Source organism: Agrobacterium sp. ICMP 6402, assembly GCF_009498615.1.
Classification (GTDB): Bacteria; Pseudomonadota; Alphaproteobacteria; order Rhizobiales; family Rhizobiaceae; genus Agrobacterium; species Agrobacterium burrii.
On the sequence record NZ_QSNV01000002.1, the window covers coordinates 254,453 to 275,309 of the forward strand.

General features: G+C 59.3%; 19 protein-coding genes. 10 read left to right on the forward strand and 9 right to left on the reverse strand.

Going from position 1 to position 20,857, the window contains the following annotated elements; all coding sequences use genetic code 11:
• The first annotated feature begins 67 nt into the window (after positions 1–67).
• The 6 genes from DXT96_RS09330 to DXT96_RS09355 all read left to right on the forward strand — a co-directional run bounded on the left by DXT96_RS09330 (position 68) and on the right by DXT96_RS09355 (position 6,784).
• Positions 68–721, forward strand: a complete 654-nt coding sequence (locus DXT96_RS09330; protein WP_153514413.1) for a thiamine phosphate synthase — start codon at positions 68–70, stop codon at positions 719–721.
• Between the two features lie 8 nt (positions 722–729).
• On the forward strand, positions 730–1,830 hold the full coding sequence (locus DXT96_RS09335; RefSeq protein WP_194287613.1) for a tetratricopeptide repeat protein: 1,101 nt from the start codon (positions 730–732) through the stop codon (positions 1,828–1,830).
• Between the two features lie 164 nt (positions 1,831–1,994).
• Entirely contained in the window at positions 1,995–2,795 is an 801-nt protein-coding gene (locus DXT96_RS09340) for an inositol monophosphatase family protein (RefSeq protein WP_149899521.1), read from the forward strand.
• Between the two features lie 200 nt (positions 2,796–2,995).
• Positions 2,996–4,015, forward strand: a complete 1,020-nt coding sequence (locus DXT96_RS09345) for a flagellar motor protein MotA (RefSeq protein WP_153514415.1) — start codon at positions 2,996–2,998, stop codon at positions 4,013–4,015.
• 2 nt (positions 4,016–4,017) lie between these two features.
• Positions 4,018–5,049 carry a peptidoglycan -binding protein gene (locus tag DXT96_RS09350; protein ID WP_149899519.1) on the forward strand — a complete coding sequence of 344 codons (1,032 nt, stop codon included), beginning with the start codon at positions 4,018–4,020 and terminating at the stop codon, positions 5,047–5,049.
• A gap of 88 nt (positions 5,050–5,137) precedes the next feature.
• Positions 5,138–6,784, forward strand: a complete 1,647-nt coding sequence (locus tag DXT96_RS09355) for an FAD-binding dehydrogenase (protein ID WP_153514416.1) — start codon at positions 5,138–5,140, stop codon at positions 6,782–6,784.
• Between the two features lie 5 nt (positions 6,785–6,789).
• Here DXT96_RS09355 and DXT96_RS09360 read toward each other — a convergent pair whose 3' ends face one another.
• Positions 6,790–8,589, reverse strand: coding sequence for an ABC transporter transmembrane domain-containing protein (locus DXT96_RS09360; protein ID WP_371418824.1), 1,800 nt, complete (start codon positions 8,587–8,589; stop codon positions 6,790–6,792).
• A gap of 260 nt (positions 8,590–8,849) precedes the next feature.
• Here DXT96_RS09360 and rpmE point away from each other — a divergent pair, with 260 nt between their 5' ends.
• Positions 8,850–9,071, forward strand: a complete 222-nt coding sequence (gene rpmE / locus DXT96_RS09365) for a 50S ribosomal protein L31 (protein WP_003506183.1) — start codon at positions 8,850–8,852, stop codon at positions 9,069–9,071.
• Positions 9,072–9,224: 153 nt separating this feature from the next.
• Here rpmE and DXT96_RS09370 read toward each other — a convergent pair whose 3' ends face one another.
• The 3 genes from DXT96_RS09370 to DXT96_RS09380 all read right to left on the reverse strand — a co-directional run bounded on the left by DXT96_RS09370 (position 9,225) and on the right by DXT96_RS09380 (position 11,621).
• Positions 9,225–9,740, reverse strand: a complete 516-nt coding sequence (locus tag DXT96_RS09370; protein ID WP_149899516.1) for a DUF1465 family protein — start codon at positions 9,738–9,740, stop codon at positions 9,225–9,227.
• Positions 9,741–10,143: 403 nt separating this feature from the next.
• A complete protein-coding gene (locus DXT96_RS09375; RefSeq protein ID WP_142841551.1) occupies positions 10,144–10,335 on the reverse strand; it encodes a DUF1192 domain-containing protein in 192 nt (63 codons plus the stop codon).
• Positions 10,332–11,621, reverse strand: coding sequence for an MFS transporter (locus DXT96_RS09380; RefSeq protein ID WP_153514417.1), 1,290 nt, complete (start codon positions 11,619–11,621; stop codon positions 10,332–10,334). Before DXT96_RS09380 ends, DXT96_RS09375 begins: the two co-directional genes overlap by 4 nt.
• 136 nt (positions 11,622–11,757) lie before the next feature.
• On the opposite strand from DXT96_RS09380, the gene DXT96_RS26935 reads away from it, so the two are divergent.
• Positions 11,758–11,913, forward strand: a complete 156-nt coding sequence (locus DXT96_RS26935; protein WP_003497629.1) for a hypothetical protein — start codon at positions 11,758–11,760, stop codon at positions 11,911–11,913.
• A gap of 56 nt (positions 11,914–11,969) precedes the next feature.
• On the opposite strand, the gene DXT96_RS09385 is transcribed toward DXT96_RS26935, so the two are convergent.
• The 3 genes from DXT96_RS09385 to DXT96_RS09395 form a co-directional block, all read right to left on the reverse strand.
• On the reverse strand, positions 11,970–12,995 hold the full coding sequence (locus DXT96_RS09385; RefSeq protein ID WP_153514418.1) for a class I fructose-bisphosphate aldolase: 1,026 nt from the start codon (positions 12,993–12,995) through the stop codon (positions 11,970–11,972).
• A 191-nt stretch (positions 12,996–13,186) separates the two neighbouring features.
• Positions 13,187–14,389, reverse strand: coding sequence for a phosphoglycerate kinase (gene pgk / locus DXT96_RS09390; RefSeq protein WP_153514419.1), 1,203 nt, complete (start codon positions 14,387–14,389; stop codon positions 13,187–13,189).
• Positions 14,390–14,457: 68 nt separating this feature from the next.
• On the reverse strand, positions 14,458–16,323 hold the full coding sequence (locus DXT96_RS09395; RefSeq protein ID WP_371418825.1) for a potassium/proton antiporter: 1,866 nt from the start codon (positions 16,321–16,323) through the stop codon (positions 14,458–14,460).
• A gap of 422 nt (positions 16,324–16,745) precedes the next feature.
• Here DXT96_RS09395 and DXT96_RS09400 point away from each other — a divergent pair, with 422 nt between their 5' ends.
• Positions 16,746–17,006, forward strand: a complete 261-nt coding sequence (locus DXT96_RS09400) for a hypothetical protein (protein WP_149899512.1) — start codon at positions 16,746–16,748, stop codon at positions 17,004–17,006.
• Between the two features lie 193 nt (positions 17,007–17,199).
• On the opposite strand, the gene gap is transcribed toward DXT96_RS09400, so the two are convergent.
• Positions 17,200–18,210, reverse strand: coding sequence for a type I glyceraldehyde-3-phosphate dehydrogenase (gene gap / locus DXT96_RS09405; RefSeq protein WP_149899511.1), 1,011 nt, complete (start codon positions 18,208–18,210; stop codon positions 17,200–17,202).
• Between the two features lie 64 nt (positions 18,211–18,274).
• On the reverse strand, positions 18,275–20,257 hold the full coding sequence (gene tkt / locus DXT96_RS09410; protein WP_149899510.1) for a transketolase: 1,983 nt from the start codon (positions 20,255–20,257) through the stop codon (positions 18,275–18,277).
• A 324-nt stretch (positions 20,258–20,581) separates the two neighbouring features.
• Between tkt and DXT96_RS09415 the strand changes: the two genes are divergently transcribed.
• Positions 20,582–20,854: a DUF4164 domain-containing protein gene (locus DXT96_RS09415; protein ID WP_046799912.1), complete on the forward strand. Its 273-nt coding sequence runs from the start codon at positions 20,582–20,584 to the stop codon at positions 20,852–20,854.
• Positions 20,855–20,857: the final 3 nt, after the last annotated feature.

Consider the following 20,857-nt stretch of genomic DNA (forward strand, 5'->3'; position numbering starts at 1 on the left):
GGATTTATCATATCAAAACGAGTGCAGATCGCTCCAGAAGTGTCTTCTGCCTGAAATGGACGAACCGATGACCATAGTTGAAGACCGTTGCCGCCTTGTTCTGATCCTTCCGCAATCGGACGATGCGCGAAAGCAGGCGACAGAAGTGGAAGGCGCGCTAAAGGGCGGCGATGTGGCTTCCGTCATCATTCCGCAATACGGTCTGGATGACGCGTCTTTCCAGAAATGGGCCGAACTGATCGTGCCGATCGTTCAGGCGGCCGGTGCGGCCGCCCTTGTCGCCGGCGACAGCCGCGTCGCCAGCCGGGTGAAGGCGGATGGCCTGCATGTTGCTGGTAATGCCGAGGCGCTTGCAGAGGCTGTGGAAAACTTTACGCCGAAACTGATCGTCGGCGGCGGCAATGCCGATGACCGCCACAAGGCGCTGGAGATGGGTGAGTCCAATCCGGACTACGTCTTCTTTGGCAAACTCGAAGGCGACATCAAGCCGGAGGCGCATCCCAAAAATCTGGCGCTCGGCGAGTGGTGGGCGTCGATGATCGAAATCCCGGCCATCGTCATGGGCGGCACGGATCCGTCTTCGGTGGTCGCCGTTTCCGAAACCGGCGTGGAATTTGTGGCGATGCGCAGCGGCGTTTTCGACAATCCCGCTGGCGCCGCTCAGGCCGTTTCTGAAATCAACGCTTTGCTTGACGAAAAAGCGCCACGGTTTGGCGGTTGATACAGGCGATGTTCATGCGCTCGGTTCCTTTCTGCCTTTCCGTTTCGCTGCTGGCGCTTGCTTTCGGCGCGCCAGCAGGCGTCGCCTTTGCCCAGTCCGGACCGCAGAGCGAAAGCAATGCGCTCTCCCGCCAGCTGGAAGATGAGGCCCAGCCTTCCCGTCAGGGCAGGGTGCAATCCGAGGAACAGAAGGATTTGCAGCCGTCGCAGGGCGTCAATGTCTATCAGCGCATGGGCGCGGACCTGCCGGCCCTGCCGCCGGAGAAGGAATTCAAGGGCAGGGTGGATGAGGCCTACGGGCATTTCCAGCGCGGCGAATATGTGCAGGCGCTCGACAAGGCGCTGAACCGCGCGCAGAACGGCGATGCGTCGGCCCAGACGCTGGTGGCCGAAATGATGTCGCGCGGCCTCGGTATCGCCCGCGATGAAAAGACCTCGGCCTTCTGGTATCAGCAGGCGGCGCAGGGTGGCGATCCCGTCGCCATGTTTAAATTCGCCCTGATCCTGATGGAAGGCAAATTCGTCACCCGCGACAAGGCGAAGGCCGACGATTTCATGCGGCGCGCAGCGGAAGCCGGCAATGCGTCCGCCCAGTTCAACTGGGGACAGATACTGGTTTCGGAAAATCCCGGTGCCAAGGGCCTGCTGATGGCGATGCCATTCTACGAAAAATCCGCCGAGCAGGGCATTGCCGACGCGCAATATGCGGTGTCGCAGATCTACTGGTCGGTCAAGGATGTGCCGGCCGAGAAGAAGGCGAAGGCGCGGGACTGGCTGATGCGGGCCGCAAAGGCGGGCTACGATACCGCGCAGGTCGATCTGGGCATCTGGCTGGTGAATGGCTTTGGCGGTGAACGTAATCTGGATGAAGGCTTCCGCTGGCTTTATGGCGCGGCGCAGCGCGGCAATGTCATTGCGCAGAACAAGGTCGCACATCTTTACATTCAGGCGCTCGGCACCCGGCCCGATCCGGTGGAAGCTGCCAAATGGTATGTGCTTTCCCGCCGCGCCGGGTTGAAGGATCCAAGGCTGGAGGATTTCTATCTCGGCATTACCGACGAGCAGCAGAAAAAGGCGATTGATGCTGCAAATCGTTTCCGTCCGACGTGATGCAGACCCGGTCTTGCAGAGCTGGCTGGCACTGCCGGGCTTTTTGCCTTGAATTTCCGCGCGTTTTGTGGTCTTGAACCGCAAACTTTCAACTCAAGAAAATAATGACGTGCCTGCCCGATGCGCTTTCGGGCGGTTCGCAAGCTTTCCAGGAAACAAATTCGATGGCCCGTTCAGCCCTTCTCAATGTCATGGTTCAGGCCGCCATCAAGGCGGGTAAGTCTTTGTCGCGTGACTTCGGTGAAGTGCAGAACCTTCAGGTTTCGGTCAAGGGACCGAGCGATTTCGTCTCGCAGGCGGATCTGAAAGCCGAAAAGATCGTGCGCGACGAACTGATGAAAGCCCGCCCGACCTACGATTTTCTGGGCGAAGAAGGCGGCGAGGAAAAGGGCACGGATGGCGCGCATCGCTGGATCGTCGATCCGCTTGATGGCACGACCAATTTCCTGCACGGCATTCCCCATTTCGCCGTTTCCATAGCGCTGGAGCGCAATGGTGAAGTCGTCGCCGGCGTAATCTTCAATCCGGCCACCGACGAGCTCTACACAGCCGAGCGTGGCGGCGGCGCGTTCCTCAATGATCGCCGCATTCGTGTTGCTGCGCGCAAAGCACTGACTGACTGCGTCATCGGTTGCGGCGTTCCGCATCTCGGCCGCGGCAATCACGGCAAGTTCCTGGTCGAGCTTCGCCACGTCATGGGCGAGGCTGCCGGCATCCGCCGCATGGGCGCTGCAGCGCTTGACCTTGCCTATGTTGCCGCAGGTCGTCTCGACGGTTTCTGGGAAGCGGAACTTTCTCCGTGGGACGTGGCGGCCGGTCTGGTGCTGATTCGCGAAGCTGGCGGCTTCACGTCCGACGTCAAGGGTGGTGCGGACATCTTTGGCACCGGCAGTGTCGCTGCCGGAAACGAATATATCCACAAGGCGCTCGTGGAAGTCGCCAATCGCCCGATCCCGGGCCGCTGAACGATTTCGGCAGAAAACCTGCCGTTTAATGCAAGTTTCAGGCGCCCGGCAAACCCTTGCCGGGCGTTTTTGTTTTTCTGCGCATGGTTCCCTCCCGGTTTTGTAAAATGCCTGTGACGAAAGACCGGCTTTTCGCTTCAAATCGTCGCAATTTTCAAATAGCTTCCGCTAGATACATGACCGAAGGGAATGCGAACGTTATGGCGGATTCGGAGTTACTTGATCTCGGCGTCGAGAAACCGGTGACCACGCGGCAATTCAGCTACAAGCTGTCCAGCCCCACACCGTTTCTGTGGACGATGGTTCTGTTCCTGATCCTCGTCGGTTTTCTGGCGGCCATTCTTTACCGGCAGGCGCATACCGCCTTCATGACCAATCCCGGTCTCAACGGTTTCATTCTCGGCGTTTTGGCCATCGGCATCATTCTGGTGTTTACCCAGACCATGAGCCTGCGTTCAGAAGTGCGCTGGTTTAATGCCTTCCGCGCCGCCGGCAGCGTTGAAAAGGCTGGCCGTGCGCCAAAACTGCTTGCCCCCATGAGCACGCTGATCGGCAAAGGCGGCGAAGTCCGGCTTTCCGGCGTCACGCAGCGGACCATCCTCGATTCCATAGGGACACGTCTCGACGAGTCACGTGACACATCGCGTTATCTCGTCGGCCTTCTGGTGTTTCTCGGTCTGCTAGGCACCTTCTGGGGCCTGATCGGTACCATCGGCGCCATCAGCAATGTCATCCAGTCGCTCGACCCGAGCGCCGGCGACAGCAACGATATTCTAGGTTCGCTCAAGGCCGGCCTCACTGCGCCGCTGGCGGGCATGGGAACGGCGTTTTCCTCGTCGCTTCTTGGTCTTTCAGGCTCGCTGATCCTCGGCTTTCTCGATCTTCAGGCCGGCCGCGCTCAGAACCGCTTTTACACGCAGCTTGAAAACTGGCTGTCTTCCGTCACGGATACGACGGTCGATGGGCCGAGGGAATTCAAGGCGGAGCCCGGCGCCATGGTCAGCACCGAACGCTCGCTTGCGGCCATGACCAGCCTTGCCGAAGGTATTCAGGGTCTTGTCAAAAATATGCGCAGCGAACAGCAGATGCTGCGCGACTGGATCGAGGCGCAACAGGAAGAATCGAAATCACTCCGTCGCACGCTCGACCGGCTGTCGACGCGGATCGACAGCGAGACAAAATCCTCCGGACGCACCCGGCACGATAACGGGAGCGAGTAGCCATGGCGCTTGCGCGCAATCGCCGCCGCGACAGGGGTGTGGACTATTGGCCGGGTTTCGTCGATGCGCTGTCGACGCTGCTCATGGCCATCATGTTTCTGTTGACGGTCTTCGTGCTGGCGCAATTCGTCCTGTCGCGGGAAATTACCGGCAAGGACGAGGTGCTGACGCGCCTCAACAGCCAGATTGCCGAATTGACCGAACTTCTGGCCATGGAAAAGGGCAACAAGCAGGATATTGAGGATGCGCTGGCAAGCCTGCAATCGACGCTCGCATCATCGGAAAACGAACGGTCTCGCCTGCAGGCGCTTCTCGATGCGGGATCGGGCAACAACGCCAACGCCAATGCCCGGATCGGCAGCCTGACCGGCGAACTGGATGACCAGAAGCAGGCGAATTCGCGGGCGTCCGCGCAAATCGAATTGCTCAACCAGCAGATCGCGGCGCTGCGGGCGCAGATCGCCTCGGTGGAGGCCGCTCTGCAGGCATCGGAAGCCAAGGACACTTCCTCTCAGGTCAAGATCGCCGATCTCGGCCGTCGCCTCAATGTCGCGCTGGCGCAGCGGGTGCAGGAACTGAACCGCTATCGTTCGGATTTCTTCGGTCGGCTACGTGAAATTCTCTCAGACCGCGAAAACATCCGCATCGTTGGTGACCGTTTCGTTTTCCAGTCCGAAGTGCTGTTTCCTTCCGGCGGCAATGACCTCAATCCGGCCGGGCAGGCGGAAATGGAGAAACTGGCGGCGGCGTTGATCGATCTCGCCAAGGAAATCCCGGCGGAAATCAACTGGGTCCTGCGTGTGGATGGCCATACGGACAATGTTCAGCTTTCCGGTTCCGGCCGTTTCCGCGACAACTGGGAGTTATCCTCGGCCCGCGCGACCTCGGTGGTGAAATTCCTGATCTCCAGGGGCGTGCCGGCAAACCGGCTGGTTGCTGCGGGGTTTGGCGAGTTTCAGCCGATTGCCGAGGGCGATACGCCGGAAGCACGCCAGCAGAACCGCCGTATTGAACTCAAGCTGACCGAACGCTGACGTCGCCGCCGCATCATCGTGGTTGCCTTCCGGTGGAAGTGAATTTACGTTCGCGTAAAGGTAATTCCGTCATATCTGGGAGGGGTTGATGGAGCGATATGATGTGATCGTTGTTGGTGCGGGGCTTGCCGGAGTGGTGGCGGCGACCGAAGCGGCCGAACGAGGACTGACCGTCTGTGTCGTGGATCAGGAGGGCGAGCAGAACCTTGGCGGGCAAGCCTTCTGGTCGCTGGGTGGACTGTTTTTTGTCGATAGTCCTGAGCAGCGCCGGATGCGGGTGCGCGACAATCTCGATCTTGCAAGGCAGGACTGGTTAGGTTCGGCCGGTTTCGACCGTTCCGAGGACTATTGGCCACGCCGCTGGGCGGAAGCCTATCTGAATTTTGCTGCCGGAGAGAAACGTGAATGGCTGCATCGCCTCGGCATGCGCTGGTTTCCCGTGGTCGGCTGGGCCGAACGCGGCGGAGCGCTGGCTGATGGGCACGGCAATTCCGTTCCGCGGTTTCATGTCACTTGGGGAACCGGCCCCGGCGTGCTGGCGCCTTTCATCGAAAAGGCAAACGCCATGGCGGCAAGCGGTCGGCTCACCTTTCGCTTCCGCCATCGCGTTGATCATCTGGATATCACCGATGGTCGGGTGACTGGCGTTTCCGGTGCGGTCCTTGCAACGGACCCGGTGGCGCGTGGGCAACAGAGCAGTCGTGAGGTTGAGGGTGATTTCACAATTTCAGCCGCGGCGACCATCGTCAGTTCCGGTGGCATTGGCGGCAATCAGGAGCTGGTGCGCCGCAACTGGCCGGTGGAGAGGCTGGGCAAACCTCCGGCAGATATGGTCTGCGGCGTGCCCGCACATGTAGACGGCCGCATGGTCGCCATTACCGAGGCAGCGGGCGGAGCTGTCATCAACCCTGATCGCATGTGGCATTACACGGAAGGCGTGAAGAACCACGATCCGATCTGGCCGGGCCATGGTATCCGCATCCTGCCCGGCCCCTCTTCCTTCTGGTGCGATGCGGATGGAAACCGTCTTGCCGCCCCCGCCATGCCGGGCTTCGATACGCTCGGCACGCTTAAAATGCTGGGCGAGCGTGGCAGCGGTCATAGCTGGTTCATTCTGACCAAGGCGATCATCAAGAAGGAATTCGCTCTTTCCGGCTCCGAGCAAAATCCGGATCTGACGGGCAAGAATGTGCGGCTGCTGCTCAAAAGGCTGGGCAAGGAACCACCCGGGCCGGTACGGGCCTTCATGGAACACGGTGAGGATTTCGCTGTCCGCGACACGCTGGAGGAGCTTGTGGCGGCGATGAACGCCATCAGCGGCGACGAGCGGCTGGATATCGATCACATCCGCCGGCAGATTGAAGCGCGTGACAGGGAAATCGTCAATGGTTTCAGCAAGGATGCGCAGATAACCGCGATCCATGGCGCGCGCCGTTATCTCGGCGACAAGCTGATGCGGACAGCAAAACCACACCGCTTGCTCGATCCGGCAATGGGGCCGTTGATCGCGGTGCGCCTGCATGTGCTGACACGCAAGACGCTCGGCGGCCTGCATACCGACCTTGAGGCGCGGGTGCTGGATGCTGCCGGTGAGCCGGTGCCGGGCCTTTATGCCGCTGGCGAAGTGGCTGGCTTTGGCGGCGGCGGCATGCATGGTTATAATGCGCTCGAAGGCACATTTCTTGGTGGCTGCCTGTTTTCAGGCCGTGTTGCGGGGTGCAGCGTGCTGGCTTAAACGACTCACGCCTGGGCACGCAGCTCGTCCGGTCCGGTCTGAAATTGCAGCCGGGCGAGCCTTGCGTAAAGGCCGTTCTGGCGAATGAGGCTCTGGTGCGTGCCTTCTTCGATGATGCGGCCGTCATCCATCACCAGAATGCGGTCTGCCTTCAGAACCGTGGCGAGGCGGTGGGCGATGACGATGGTGGTGCGGGTGTTCATCAGCTCGTCGAGCGCCTTTTGCACCAGCGTTTCGCTTTCCGCATCCAGTGCCGAGGTCGCTTCGTCGAGAAGCAGGATCGGCGCGTCGCGCAGAATGGCGCGGGCAATGGCGATGCGCTGGCGCTGTCCGCCGGACAACGTTACACCGCGCTCGCCCACCTGCGTATCGTAACCATCGGTGAGACGCTCGATGAAGCCGTCTGCCTGGGCAGCGATTGCGGCGGTGCGGACCTCTTCGCGGGTCGCCTCCGGCCGGCCGAAGGCGATATTATCGTGAATGGAGGAGGCAAAGATCGCCACATCCTGCGGAACGATGGACAGGTGTGCGCGCAGATCGGTGAGGCTGACATCGCGAATATCAGCACCATCGACCGTGATGCGGCCCTGTTGCGGATCGTAAAACCGCATCAACAGCGAAAACACCGTGCTCTTGCCCGCGCCTGACGGGCCGACAATGGCGACCGTTTCGCCAGCGCCAACCTTGAAGGAAAGGCCGGAGAGGGTTGGGCGTCCCGCCGCTAGCGGATAGACAAAATCGACATTTTCGAATTCCGCCTCGCCACGCGGCGGCTCGATCATGGCAACAGGTGCCGTGGGTTCGATCACGGGCGAGCGCTCATTTAGCAGCTCGGAAAGCCGTTCGGCAGCGCCACCCGCCTGCGCCAATTCACCCCAGACTTCCGAAAGCTGGCCAAGGCCACTGGCGGCGATGACCGAATAAAGCACGAACTGGCCGAGCGTTCCCGCCGTCATGCCGCCGGAGAGGACACTTTGCGCGCCATACCAGAGAATGCCGACGACGCTGCCGAAGACCAGCGCAATGGCGACGGCGGTGAGAATGGAGCGGGCGCCGATCGCCGCACGCGCACCCTGATAGGCGGCTTCCACGGAGGCGCCGTAACGGGCATTTGCAAGCGCTTCGGCATTGAAGGACTGCACGGTGCGGCTTGCGGCGATCGTCTCGGAGGCATAGGCGGCGGAATTGGCGAGCGTATCCTGCGTCGTGCGGGAGCGGGCGCGAACAGACCGTCCGAAAGCGATCAGCGGAAAAACGATGAAGGGAATGGCAAGCAGCGCAAGGCCGGAAAGGCCGGGGCTGGTATAGATCATCATGGCGACTGCGCCACAACACATGATGATGTTACGCAGCGCCACGGAGGCGGATGAACCGAAAGCCGAGCGAATCTGCACCGTATCGGCGGTCAGCCGCGAGGTCAGCTCGCCGGAGCGATTGCTATCGAAAAACTGCTGCGACAATGTTGTGAGGTGGGCAAAGACATCGTGGCGCAGATCGGCGACGACCCTTTCACCGATGGTCATGACATAATAATAACGCATGGCGCTGGCGAGCGCGAGCAGGACGGCGATCGCCAGAAGCACGGCGAAATAGCTGTTGATCATGCCGCCATCCGGCGTCTGGAAACCATGATCGATGATGCGGCGAACGGCGAGTGGCAAGGCCAGTGTGGTGGCGGAAGAAAGAACGAGCGCAAAAAGGGCGGCCGCCATCAGGCCGCGATAACGCCTGAGATAGGGAAACAGGCTGAGAAGCGGTTTAAGGCTTCGCTGTTTCGCCGCTTTCTGCTCTTCTATGTCTGCCACGTGCCTGATGCTCCTCGTTCCATGCCATTTTCGGCTTTTTAGGGAGAAGATTTCCGGCGTGCGGTAAAATTTCTGCCCCTGCGGCCATCTCCTTTCACAAGGGTATGGCAGGCTCTTGTTATCTCGGCGACCTTCATGTATAGGCTCCGCATCGAATTGGGAAGCCATAGCCCATCTGGTCTATGGCTTCATTTATTGAAATGGCTCAATTGACGCAATTGCGGCAATGGACCGCACGTCACTTAACCAGGAAGATTGTCATGAAGGCTGATATCCATCCCGCTTACCACACGATCAAGGTGGTCATGACCGATGGCACCGAATACGAAACCCGCTCCACCTGGGGTTCGGAAGGCGCTGTCATGAACCTTGAAATCGACCCCAAGTCCCATCCGGCATGGACGGGCGGCAACCAGCAGCTTATGGACCGCGGCGGCCGCGTTTCCAAGTTCAACAAGCGTTTCGGCGGCCTCGGCCTCTGATCCACTTGCGGACGGATCATTTAAAAAAGCCCGGTTTTACCGGGCTTTTTTGTTGCCCTGTTTCGGTGGCAGCGTTCACTCGACATAATACCAAAAACAAAAAAGCAGGCCGATGGCCTGCTTTTCAAATTGTCCGGATAAGGTCGTCTTTTTTCAGTTGATAGAAAAGGCCGTGCGCAGGAGATTAAGCTGCGCCTGCACGCTATTTTCATTGTCCGGCACCTTGGTGGCTTCGGACGGGCGATAGATTTCGCGGTCGAGAAGGGCGATGCGGTTCTGGAGGCGCAGCGACCGTTCGATGAGGTCACGGAAAGATTCCGGCAGATCGTTCCAGCCTGGCGCATTGCGGTCGACATTGAAGCTGTCGAGACGCACCTTGCTCTTTTCGTTCAGAACCTGATCCCGCGTCATTTCGCCGTTGTTGACGGCGCGTTGCAGAAGCAGCCAGGAGGCCATCTGCATCAGGCGAGTGGTGAGGCGCATCGATTCCGCTGCGTAAAGGACCGAGGCCATGCGCGGCAGAACCTTCGAGGCAACGCGGCCGGCGCCATCGAGATAGCTTGCCGTTTCCTCAACCAAAGTCATGCCCTCAGTATAGAGGGTTTTGAACTGGTTGGAAGCAGCAGCGCGCCCCGCAAAGCTTATGGTATTTAAAACCTGTTCCGACATTTCTTTAAATCCCTGCTCACGCACCACACTGTCAGGCAACGAAGACTCGGATGTTTTGTTCCGGCCTTTTAGTGTTTTCAGGATGGTATCTTTACCCGAAATGCGCAAGGCAATTATTAAAGAAGGGTTAATACCCACAGTTTTACCGAATCCGTTGAGCGGTAAAAAAAGAGCCGCGAAAGCGGCTCTCAAGGTAAAACAGGGAGAAAAATCAGACCAATTCGCCGAATGGAGAAGATGCCTGAGGTCCAGAAGAACTGGACATGTATAGTAATCTCTCAGAAAGCTTAATTTTTGGTTAATGGTAAACGAAAGACTGCGCCAGAATATTTATTCCCGTTTACCATCAGCGTTGCAGCTTGCTGCTGAAGGGCATTGCCTTCGGCCTTTTCTTGAAGTTCCGTCAGGAACGGAAGAGGTTCTCCGCCGCGAGGCGCCCGGCGGATTTTCGGGTTCTCTCCTCCTCCAGCCGGGTGATTTCGGCCTGCAGAAGGTCGATACGGCTGCTCAACTCATCGACTGAAAGAAGGCTGAGATCGCTGCCTATCTCGTGCGCCACGGGTTTTTGTGGGCGGTCATCGTCAAAGAGGCTCATATGCCTGCTCCTTTTTCCACATAGTCGCCATCGTCTTCGGAATATTGCGGCGCGCGCGGGTCAAGCGCAATACTTTCCGGTGTAACGAGCGGTGAAGGTGTGGTTGGCATCATCGTCGAGAAATTGTCCTTCTCGCCGGTTGAAAGGGCGGCGCGCTGACGGCTTCTGATGATGGCATAGGCGGTGATCAGCACGTGGGCCACGGCTGTCACAAAAAACAGGGCATAAGGGCCGGAATAGGTCATGACCGCGCCGCCGAGTGTCGGGCCGATAATGGTGCCGATGCCGTAGAGCAGCAGCAGACCACCCGAGACCTTGACGAAGTCTTCCGCGGCGGCATAGTCGTTGGCATGCGCCACGGCGATGGGATAAAGCGCGTTGGCCGCGGCGCCGTAAATGGCGACCATGGAAATCAGCACATAGACATCACGCGGCTGCACTACGGCAACGGCAAGGCCTGCGACGGCGCCAAGCCCGGCCAATCCGGCCAGCACGTAACGGCGGTCTATCCGGTCTGAAAGACGGCCTGCCGGAAATTGCGCCAGCGCGCCGAAGAAAATCGTGACGGACACCATGATGGCGATCATGGTCGGGTCAAGACCGGCCCGCGCGCCGAAAACGGCTCCGAGCGTACCATAAGCGCCGTTGGCGATGCCGATCATCAGAATACCGATGAAGGACACCGGTGAGTTGCGGTAGAGCGCCGGTAGATCCAGACTGACCTTCTGCAACGGTTGTGGACTGGCCGCCTTGGAAAGCGTGGCCGGCAGAATGGCGATGCAATAGATGATGCCGCAGATCATGAACAGCGAGGTATTGCTGATATCGCCCATCGGCACGATCATCTGCCCCGCCACGACGCCGAGCAGCGTGATGGCGATATAGAGCGAAAAGATCATGCCGCGGCTCTCATTGGTGGCGCGCTCGTTCAGCCAGCTCTCAATGATCATCGAGGTGCCGGCCGTGCAGAAGCCGGTAAGTGCGCGCAGGGCAATCCACCAGACATCATCGACAATGAGTCCAGTCATCAGCACCGTCAGGCAGATCAGCGCGACGAAGGAGCCAAAAGCCCGCACATGCCCCGCCCGGCGAACAATGGCGGGCGCCACGAAGCAGCCGATGACGAAGCCGGCGGCCCAGGAGGTGCCGAGAAAGCCCAGGATTTCATTGGAGTAACCTTCGGCCGAACCGCGAACCGGCAGCACGAGGCCCTGAAGGCCGTTGCCGAGAAAAAGAAACAGAGTGCTGGATAAAAGAGCGAATACGGGTAGAAGATTTCTGCTCATGAAAACACTCTCATGCGTTCGGACGGACGGTCGGACAGGCCATAAAACGGGATTACCCGAATGAGTTGCACTCTTCTGGTGAACGGTAAAAATGTCCAGCCTGTGACGATGCAGAAATAAAGAAAAGGCTCAATAAATGACGAAGGCGATCGGGCTTTTTTTGCTGCTGGCCATGGTGGTCCAGATCATCCGGCCTTTGGGTCTGCCGGGCCTTAAGAAAAGAGGCGATTGCTGGAAGATAGCGGTGGCCGCCTTTGTCATCTGGTCGGCGACGCTTCTCCTGCGCCCGTAAAGAAAAAGCCGCCCATCGGGGCGGCTTTGATTGTTTTACATGCCTGTCGAAGGGCCTTATGCGGCCTTTTCGAGTTCCAGCTTCCAGTTGCCCTTGGCGGCAAGGCTGTTCATGGCGGCGCGGTGCGTGAAGGCGCGCTGGCCGGCAGCGACATTTTCCTGTTTGCCGCCCCATGTCTTGAGTGCGGTGTCCTGGAGCGCGCGGCCATACGAATAGGTCAGCGACCAGGGCAGGTCGTAACCGGAATTCATGGCGGAGAGATGCGCGGTCGCTTCTTCGGAGGACTGGCCGCCGGAAAGGAAGGCGATGCCCGGAACGGCGGAAGGCACGGTGGCCTTCAGAACCTTGACGGTCTTTTCCGCCACTTCCTCGACTGAAGCCTTGCGAGCCTTCTTGCCGTCGATGATCATGTTCGGCTTGAGGATCATGCCTTCAAGGTTGACGCGGGCGTCGAACAGATCCGCAAAGACGGTCTGGAGCACCCATTGCGTGACTTCCGCACAGCGATCGATGTCGTGCGTGCCGGGTTCGCCATCCATCAGCACTTCAGGCTCCACGATCGGCACGATATCCGCCTGCTGGCAGAGAGCGGCGTAACGGGCGAGCGACTGGGAGTTGGCCTTGATGGAGCCCCAGCTCGGGCGCTGCTCACCGATGGTGATGACGCCACGCCACTTGGCGAAACGCGCGCCAGCCTCGTGATATTTGCGCAGACGCTCATAAAGACCGTCGAGGCCTTCGGTGATGAATTCATGCGGGTGGTAAGCCATCGGCTTTGCACCGATATCCACCTTGATGCCCGGCAGGCTGCCGGCGGTCTTGATGATGTCAACGAAAGGCGTGCCGTCGGCAGCCTTCTGGAACAGGGTTTCTTCGTAAAGGATGACGCCGGAGATGTATTTCTTCATGGCGTCGTCGGAGCGGAACAGCATCTCGCGATAGTCGCGACGGGCGGTCTCGGTGGACTCCAGGTTGATGCTGTCGAAACGCTTTTTGATCGTTCCTGTGGATTCGTCGGCTGCGAGCAGGCCCTTGCCGTCGGCGACCATTTTGATTGCGATGTCTTCGAGACGTTCGGTCATTTGCTATTCTCCCAAGGCACAATAAATTCCCGATAACAGAAGTTCCAGGGCAGGGAAATGGCACGCTAACTCATTGAAACGATTGAAATGATTTCAATCGTTTGAAACTTTTCCTCCCACGTGCACTTACCAAAAAACAAGGCCGGACAAGCAGGGCTTGTCCGGCCTTGTGTCAGGCAAGTGAAATGAGTTTACTTGGCGGCGATCAGGATGGCAACGCCCGGCAATTCCTTGCCTTCCATCCACTCAAGGAAGGCGCCGCCCGCCGTCGAGATATAGGTGAAATCGTCGGAAACACCGGCATGGTTGAGTGCCGCGACCGTGTCGCCGCCACCGGCGACGGAGAGGAGTTTTCCTGATTTTGTGCATTCGGCGGCGTGCTTTGCCGCTGCCACGGTCGCCGCATCGAAGGGCTCGATTTCGAAGGCGCCGAGAGGGCCGTTCCAGACCAGCGTTTCTGCGCGGGAAATCCAGGCCTTGATGCTTTCAACCGATTTTGGGCCGACATCGAGAACCATGGCGTCAGCCGGAATGGCGTTGATATCGACGATTTCGTTTGCAGCACCTGCCTTGAATTCACGGGCCACAACGCCGTCTTCCGGCAGCACGATCGCGCAGCCGGATGTCGCCGCCTCGATCATGATCTGTTTTGCGGTCTCGGCCAGATCGTGTTCGCACAGCGATTTGCCGACCTGCGCACCGCGGGCGGCGAGGAAGGTGTTGGCCATGCCACCGCCGATAACGAGGGCATCGACCTTCTTGACGAGGTTCATCAGGAGATCGATCTTGCTCGAAACCTTGGCGCCGCCGACGATGGCGACCACCGGACGGACCGGCTGGCCAAGGCCCTTTTCCAGCGCTTCGAGTTCGGCCTGCATGGTGCGGCCGGCATAGGCGGGCAGGTGGCGCGCCAAACCCTCGGTGGAGGCGTGGGCGCGGTGGGCGGCGGAGAAGGCGTCGTTCACATAAATATCGCCATTGGCGGCCAGTGCCTCGACGAATGCCGGGTCGTTCTTTTCTTCACCCTTGTGGAAGCGGGTATTTTCCAGAAGCAGGATATCGCCATCATTCATCTTCGCGACCGCGTCCGCTGCCGGCGCGCCAATGCAATCGGTCGCGAAGGAAACGGCGTGATCCAACACTTCCTCGACGGTGGGGACGATCTGCGAAAGTGACATGTCGGCCACCGGTTCGCCCTTCGGCCGGCCGAAATGGGCAAGCAGAATGACTTTCGCGCCCTTGCCGGACAGTTCCAGGATGGTCGGCGCAACCCGCTCGATGCGGGTCGCGTCCGTTACTTTGCCATCCGCAACCGGCACGTTGAGATCAACGCGGACGAGAACGCGCTTTCCGGCAATGTCGTTAAGGTCGTCGATGGTCTTGAAGGCGGGCATGGGGCGATCCTGATTTGGTTGCGAGTTCGGGACGGACCATACTATGCCTGATTGCCGACGCAAGCCGGTCAGCCCTCATTTTCTCTCACCGCGTTCGAAGGCGCGGCGGTGTCCTCGATGGCGTTGCCGGAGCGCGATTGACGCCGTTGCGCCAGATGCTCGCGCACCCGGCGGATGATCTCGCCGAAGCTGATGAAGATCGGCAGGCTGGTGGCGGGCTCAACCGGTTCCAGTGAGATACCGATGCCGGTAATGGCCTCATGTTCGTCCAGCGTCCGAACGATGAGGACAATGGAGCCGAGGCGGACGCGGTCGGCATAATCGGCCTTTCCGGCAAGACGCGCCTCGATCAATTCGGCAATGCTCATCGCCTGTTCGGTCTGAGAAATCAGGCCGGGACCATAGGCCGCATCCAGCTCTTTGGCCGGGCGGGCTGGAGAGATAACGAAGGTGCCGAAGAAATCGGCATCGTCATCGGCAACCGGCAGGGCGCTGGCGAACAGCCGGTCGATCAGCCGCGAATAACCCGGTGCAATGAAAAGATAGACGAGGTCGTTTTCCCGCAACCGGCCGGCATATTGGTAACGGATCGACTTGCCGTCGCGCACCACCAGCGAAGGCATCGCCCAGCGTGGAATGCGCTCGCCCTGCATGATGGCGCTGCCCTTGGCGACGCGGTAGGAGATCAGTTCGTGATTGGCGGTGCCGGGAAGGTCCACTTCCAGCTTGTCGACGTCGCCCATGCGCGGCGGCACGATCAGCCCTAGCCTTGTCGCCACCGGTTTGATGGTCCAGCCCTGCACCAAGAGCGATACCAGAACGATGATGAAGGCGGCGTTGAAATAGATCTGTGCATCGTCCAGCCCGCCGAGGATGGGCATGATGGCGAGCAGAATGGAAACCGCGCCGCGCAGGCCGACCCATGCCACGAAGGATGTTTCCTGCTGGGTATAGCTGAAGGGCATGAGGCTGAGCCAGACCGCTAGCGGGCGAGCGACGAAGATCAGGAAAAGCGCCAGCAGCACGGCCGGGATGGCGATTGCCGGAAATTGCGACGGCGTGGCCAGAAGGCCGAGCATCAGGAACATGATGATCTGGGCAAGCCATGTCAGCCCCTCATGGAAACGGCGGATGGTTTCCTTGGCGAAAATCCTGCGGTTGCCGGCGACGATGCCTGCCACATAGACCGCCAGAAAACCGCTGCCGCCAATTGCGCCTGTAAAGGAGAAGACCAGCAATGCCAGCGCCAGAACGAAGATCGGCGCAAGCCCGCGATCTGCTGCGAAACGATTGACCACGGTGGCGATCATGATGCCGCCGAGCAGGCCGAAAATCACCCCGAGGCCCATTTGTTCGATGAACAGCAGCAGGAAACCGCTGTCGATACCGGAAAGCCCCTGACCCTTGGCGATGATCTCCACCAGCGCGACGGTGAGGAAAATCGCCATCGGGTCGTTGGTACCGGATTCCACCTCCAGCGTCGAGCGCACCTGATCGCGGATGTGAATGCCGCCGATGCGCAGCAGGAAGAATACGGCTGCCGCATCCGTGGAGGCGACGATGGCGCCAAGCAGCAGGCCCTCCAGCCAGGAAAGGCCGAGCAACAGGGCGGCCGCTCCGGCAAAAAAGACGGATGTGAGGATGACGCCGACTGTGGCGAGTGCGACGGCGGGTGCTGCCGAAAGCCGGAAGGACTGTATCGACGTACCAAAACCGGAATCGAAAAGGATGACCGCAAGCACAAGCGAGCCGAGCATATAGGCGAGCGGATTGTTGGTGAATTCGATGCCGAGGCCATCCACGCCCGCGGCAAGGCCGATCATCAGAAAGAGCAGCAGCAGCGGCGCGCCGAACCGGAAGGCGATGAGGCTGGAGAAGGCTGCGACGAGAACCAGAACAGTTGCCACCAGCAACAGAAGATAAAATGATTCCACGTCCACCGCCTCATTCAAACCGCGCTGGCCGCTGCAATGAATGCTCTGCGCGTCTGCAACCAATGCGCCACGGGTTGCGGTCTGTCAGCGCTTGAGTTGGTTGGCGTTGAAAGGCGACGCAAGGCGGGGTGTATCGAATGATACGGCAGGGCCGTAGTGCATTGCGCACGACCGTTGTCCCTGTGCTTCTTGTCGGTCTCAAAATGGACCAGACAAAGGCAGGAAATGGGAATTTTTTCGGCGAGCGGGCGAAGGTGCGTCGCTTGAAGCAACACCTGTTCCGCGCCTCGATCTTTTGCCTGAAAGGGATGAGCAGATTACCGAAATAGATTAGTCAGCCGTGTTTTCACGTAACATAGCGATAATCCAGCTGCGCTAGTTGTCACCTCCGAATTGCTTTTCATCATTACCGGAGCGATCGGATGAAACGAATATCCATCATTATATTACTGGCGGCGGGCTCGATTGTTTCGGGTTGCTCCAGCACGGAGCAGACAGCTGAAAACATGGCCGCGCAACGCGAACGCTGCCGGGTATTCGGTTACCCCGAAGGTTCGCGTGATTTTGCAGACTGCATGATGAAGCTTTCCATGCAGCAAAGCGACCTGCGACAGCAGACTTTTGATACGATCTGGAGCAATGCCGGCGACCGGGGACCGGTCATCATCAACAATAAAAGATGACGAATGTGCGTGCCTCATCCGTCGCGTTGAGGAGCGGCCAGTTCTTTGGCCGGCGACCGTTTTCGATCCGAAGCGTCCCCGCCTTGCTTCTGGATCGACGCCGGCGGGATCCCTCAGTCCCGCCGGCTTTTTTTTCGGCAAACAAAAACCGGCAGGATTGCTCCTGCCGGTTTTTTGATGGAGCGATTTATGCTCAGATGGTCTTTGCGAAGGCGACGGCCGTGTCCGACATGCGGTTGGAGAAGCCCCACTCATTGTCGTACCAGGAGAGAACGCGCACGAACTTGCCTTCCATGACCTTGGTCTGGTCGATCGCGAAAATCGACGAATGGCTGTCATGGTTGAAGTCGCGGGAAACCAGCGGCTCTTCGGTATAGCCGAGAATGCCCTTCAGCTTGCCGTTGGAAGCGGACTTGATCGCTTCGTTGATTTCCTCAACGCTCGTGTCGCGCTTGGCGATGAACTTGAAGTCGACAACCGAAACGTTCGGGGTCGGAACGCGGATAGACGTGCCGTCCAGCTTGCCCTTGAGGTGCGGCAGAACGAGGCCAACGGCCTTGGCTGCACCCGTCGAGGTCGGGATCATGGAAAGGGCTGCGGCGCGGGCGCGGTACAGATCCTTGTGCATGGTGTCCAGCGTCGGCTGGTCGCCCGTGTAGGAGTGGATCGTGGTCATGAAGCCATGATCGATACCAACGACGTCATCGAGAACCTTCACAACCGGCACCAGGCAGTTGGTGGTACAGGACGCGTTGGAAATGACCAGATGGTCCTTGGTCAGCTGGTCGTCATTGACGCCGAAAACGACGGTGAGATCAGCGCCGTCCGCCGGAGCAGACACGATAACGCGCTTTGCGCCGGCCGTCAGGTGAGCGGCGGCCTTGTCGCGGGCGGTGAAGATGCCCGTGCATTCGAGCGCGATGTCGACACCCAGTTCCTTGTGCGGTAGCGTTGCCGGATCACGAACAGCCGTTACCTTGATCGGCTTGCCACCACCAACGGTGATCGTGTCGCCTTCGACCTTCACGTCGGCCGGGAACTTGCCGTGGATCGAATCGTAGCGCAGCAGGTGGGCGTTGGTTTCAACCGGGCCGAGGTCGTTGATGGCAACGACTTCGATATCGGTGCGGCCGGACTCGACGATGGCGCGCAGAACATTGCGGCCGATGCGGCCGAAGCCGTTAATGGCAACTTTTACAGTCATTTACAGTCTCCCGAACAAGATATGTGCGTGGTCTTTGCTGAAATTAGTGAGGGCTGGGAAGCCCTCATGCAAGTTTTGCCTCGACTGCGGCGACAACGGCTTCCGCCGTGATGCCGAAGTGCTTGAAGAGATCCTTCGCCGGCGCGGATGCACCGAAGGAATGCATGCCGACGAAAGCACCGTCGGAGCCGATGAAATAATCCCAGCCCTGGCGGATGGCGGCTTCCACCGCGATCTTGACAGGAGCCTTGCCGATGATGGCGTTGCGATAGGTTTCCGGCTGTTCCTTGAAGAGTTCGAAGCAGGGAACGGAGACGACGCGGGCCGAAATGCCGTTGTCCTTCAGCGTTGCGGCGGCTTTCAGCGCCACTTCGACTTCCGAACCGGAAGCGAAGATCGAAACCTTCGCGTCGCTTGCGGACACAAGTTCGTAAGCGCCGTAAGCGGAAAGGTTCTTCTCTTCATATTCCTTGCGCGAAGGCGTCAGATTCTGGCGGGTAAGCGCCAGCGCGGACGGGCGATGCTTCTGCTCGAGAGCCAGCTGCCAGCATTCCGCCGTCTCGGTTTCATCCGCCGGGCGGAAGAGGAGAAGGTTCGGAATAGCACGGAGTGCCGCGATCTGCTCCACCGGCTGGTGGGTCGGGCCGTCTTCGCCGACGCCGATGGAATCATGCGTCAGAACGTGGACGACGCGGATGCCCATGAGGGCAGCCAGGCGGATCGACGGACGGCAATAGTCCGAGAAGATCAGGAAGCCGCCGGCATAGGGGATGAGACCGCCATGCAGCGCGATGCCGTTCATTGCCGCCGCCATGCCGTGTTCGCGGATGCCGTAATGCAGGTAACGGCCGGAGAAGTCGCTCGGCGTGATGGACTTCATCTGGCTGGTCTTGGTGTTGTTGGACGGCGTCAGGTCAGCCGAACCACCGACCATTTCCGGCAAAATGCCGTTGATGATTTCGAGCGCGTCTTCGGAGGCCTTGCGTGTGGCAACCGTCGGGTTGTTGTCGATGATCTTCTTCTTGAAGGCATCGATGGAGCTGTCGAAGTTTCCGGGCAGGTCGCCGGCGAAGCGGCGCTTGAACTCGGCCTTCTTGCCGGCTTCAGTAGCTTCGAGGCGGGCTTCCCAGTCCTGGCGGGTCTTGGTGGAGCGCAGACCGGCGAGACGCCATGCATCGAGCACGTCTTCCGGAATGACGAAAGCTTCGGCTTCCCAGTTGAGGCTCTTGCGGGCAGCGGCAATTTCTTCTGCGCCGAGCGGGTTGCCGTGAACCTTGTGGGTGCCCTGCTTGTTGGGCGCGCCGAAGCCGATAACAGTCTTGCAGGCGATGAAGGTCGGGCGGTCGGATTTCTGCGCAGCTTCGATGGCGGCGGCAATCGCGTCCGGATCATGGCCATCGACGCGGATGGTGTTCCAGTGAACCGCGTTGAAGCGGGCGATCTGGTCGGTGCTGTCGGAAAGGCCAACTTCGCCGTCGATGGTGATGTTGTTGTCATCCCAGAACAGAACGAGCTTGTTGAGCTTCAGGTGGCCGGCAAGCGCGATGGCTTCGTGGCTGATGCCTTCCATGAGGCAGCCGTCGCCGCACAGCACATAGGTGAAGTGGCTCTGCAGGTCGGAGCCGAATTCTTCTTCCAGCTTGCGCTCGGCGATTGCCATGCCGACGGCGTTGGCGATGCCCTGGCCGAGCGGGCCGGTGGTAGTTTCGATGCCTGTCGCATGGCCATATTCGGGATGGCCGGCGGTCTTGGAGCCGAACTGACGGAAACGCTTGATCTCGTCGATCGTCATGTCCTCGTAGCCCGTCAAATAGAGCAGCGAGTAAAGAAGCATCGAACCATGGCCCGCAGACAGCACGAAGCGGTCACGATCCGGCCACAGCGATGCTTTGGGATCGAATTTCAGATAGCGGGTGAAAAGAACGGTGGCGACATCGGCGGCGCCCATCGGCAGACCGGGGTGGCCTGAATTGGCCTTCTCCACTGCATCCATGGCAAGAAAGCGGATCGCATTTGCCATCCGGTTGTGTTTGTCGCGAGAAATCATGGCTTTTCCGTCTGTTCCGGGTGAAAGGAGATAGTTTTACGCAACTATCCAAAAAGCGGGTTGATCCATAGCAGGTGAGGCAGGCAAGTCAATAAATCCACGGGCGTTTGCGGTTCGCTGCGGGAGAAAAAATCGTTTAGAAAATCGGGTGTCCCAATAAAATTCGTGCGATATGGGCCGGCGCTTCTTCGTTCATCCACAGAGCAAAACGCCTCAATGCACTGGTTTGATTGACGGGATGATAAATCGGGTAATAACCTCTTGAATGTGGAAAAGGCCTGAAACCGGACGATTCGGCCGGTTGCGTGCGAGTTGGAAAAAACGATGTCGGCTGAGAAGACCGTACAATCTGCGCTGACGGAGCTGAATGCTGCCATCACAAATCTCGAAAATGCCATCGATATGCGTATCGAGCGGCAAAGGGAGACGGGCGAGATCGATAATGAGGTCAAACGGGTCCATGTCGACCGCGCCAGGCTGGCGCAGGAACTGGATCAGGCCGAGTTTCGCGCCAACCGTCTTGAAGAAGTCAATCGCGAGGTTTCCCGCCGTCTGGTGACGGCGATGGAGACAATCCGCGCGGTGCTGGATCGATAGGAG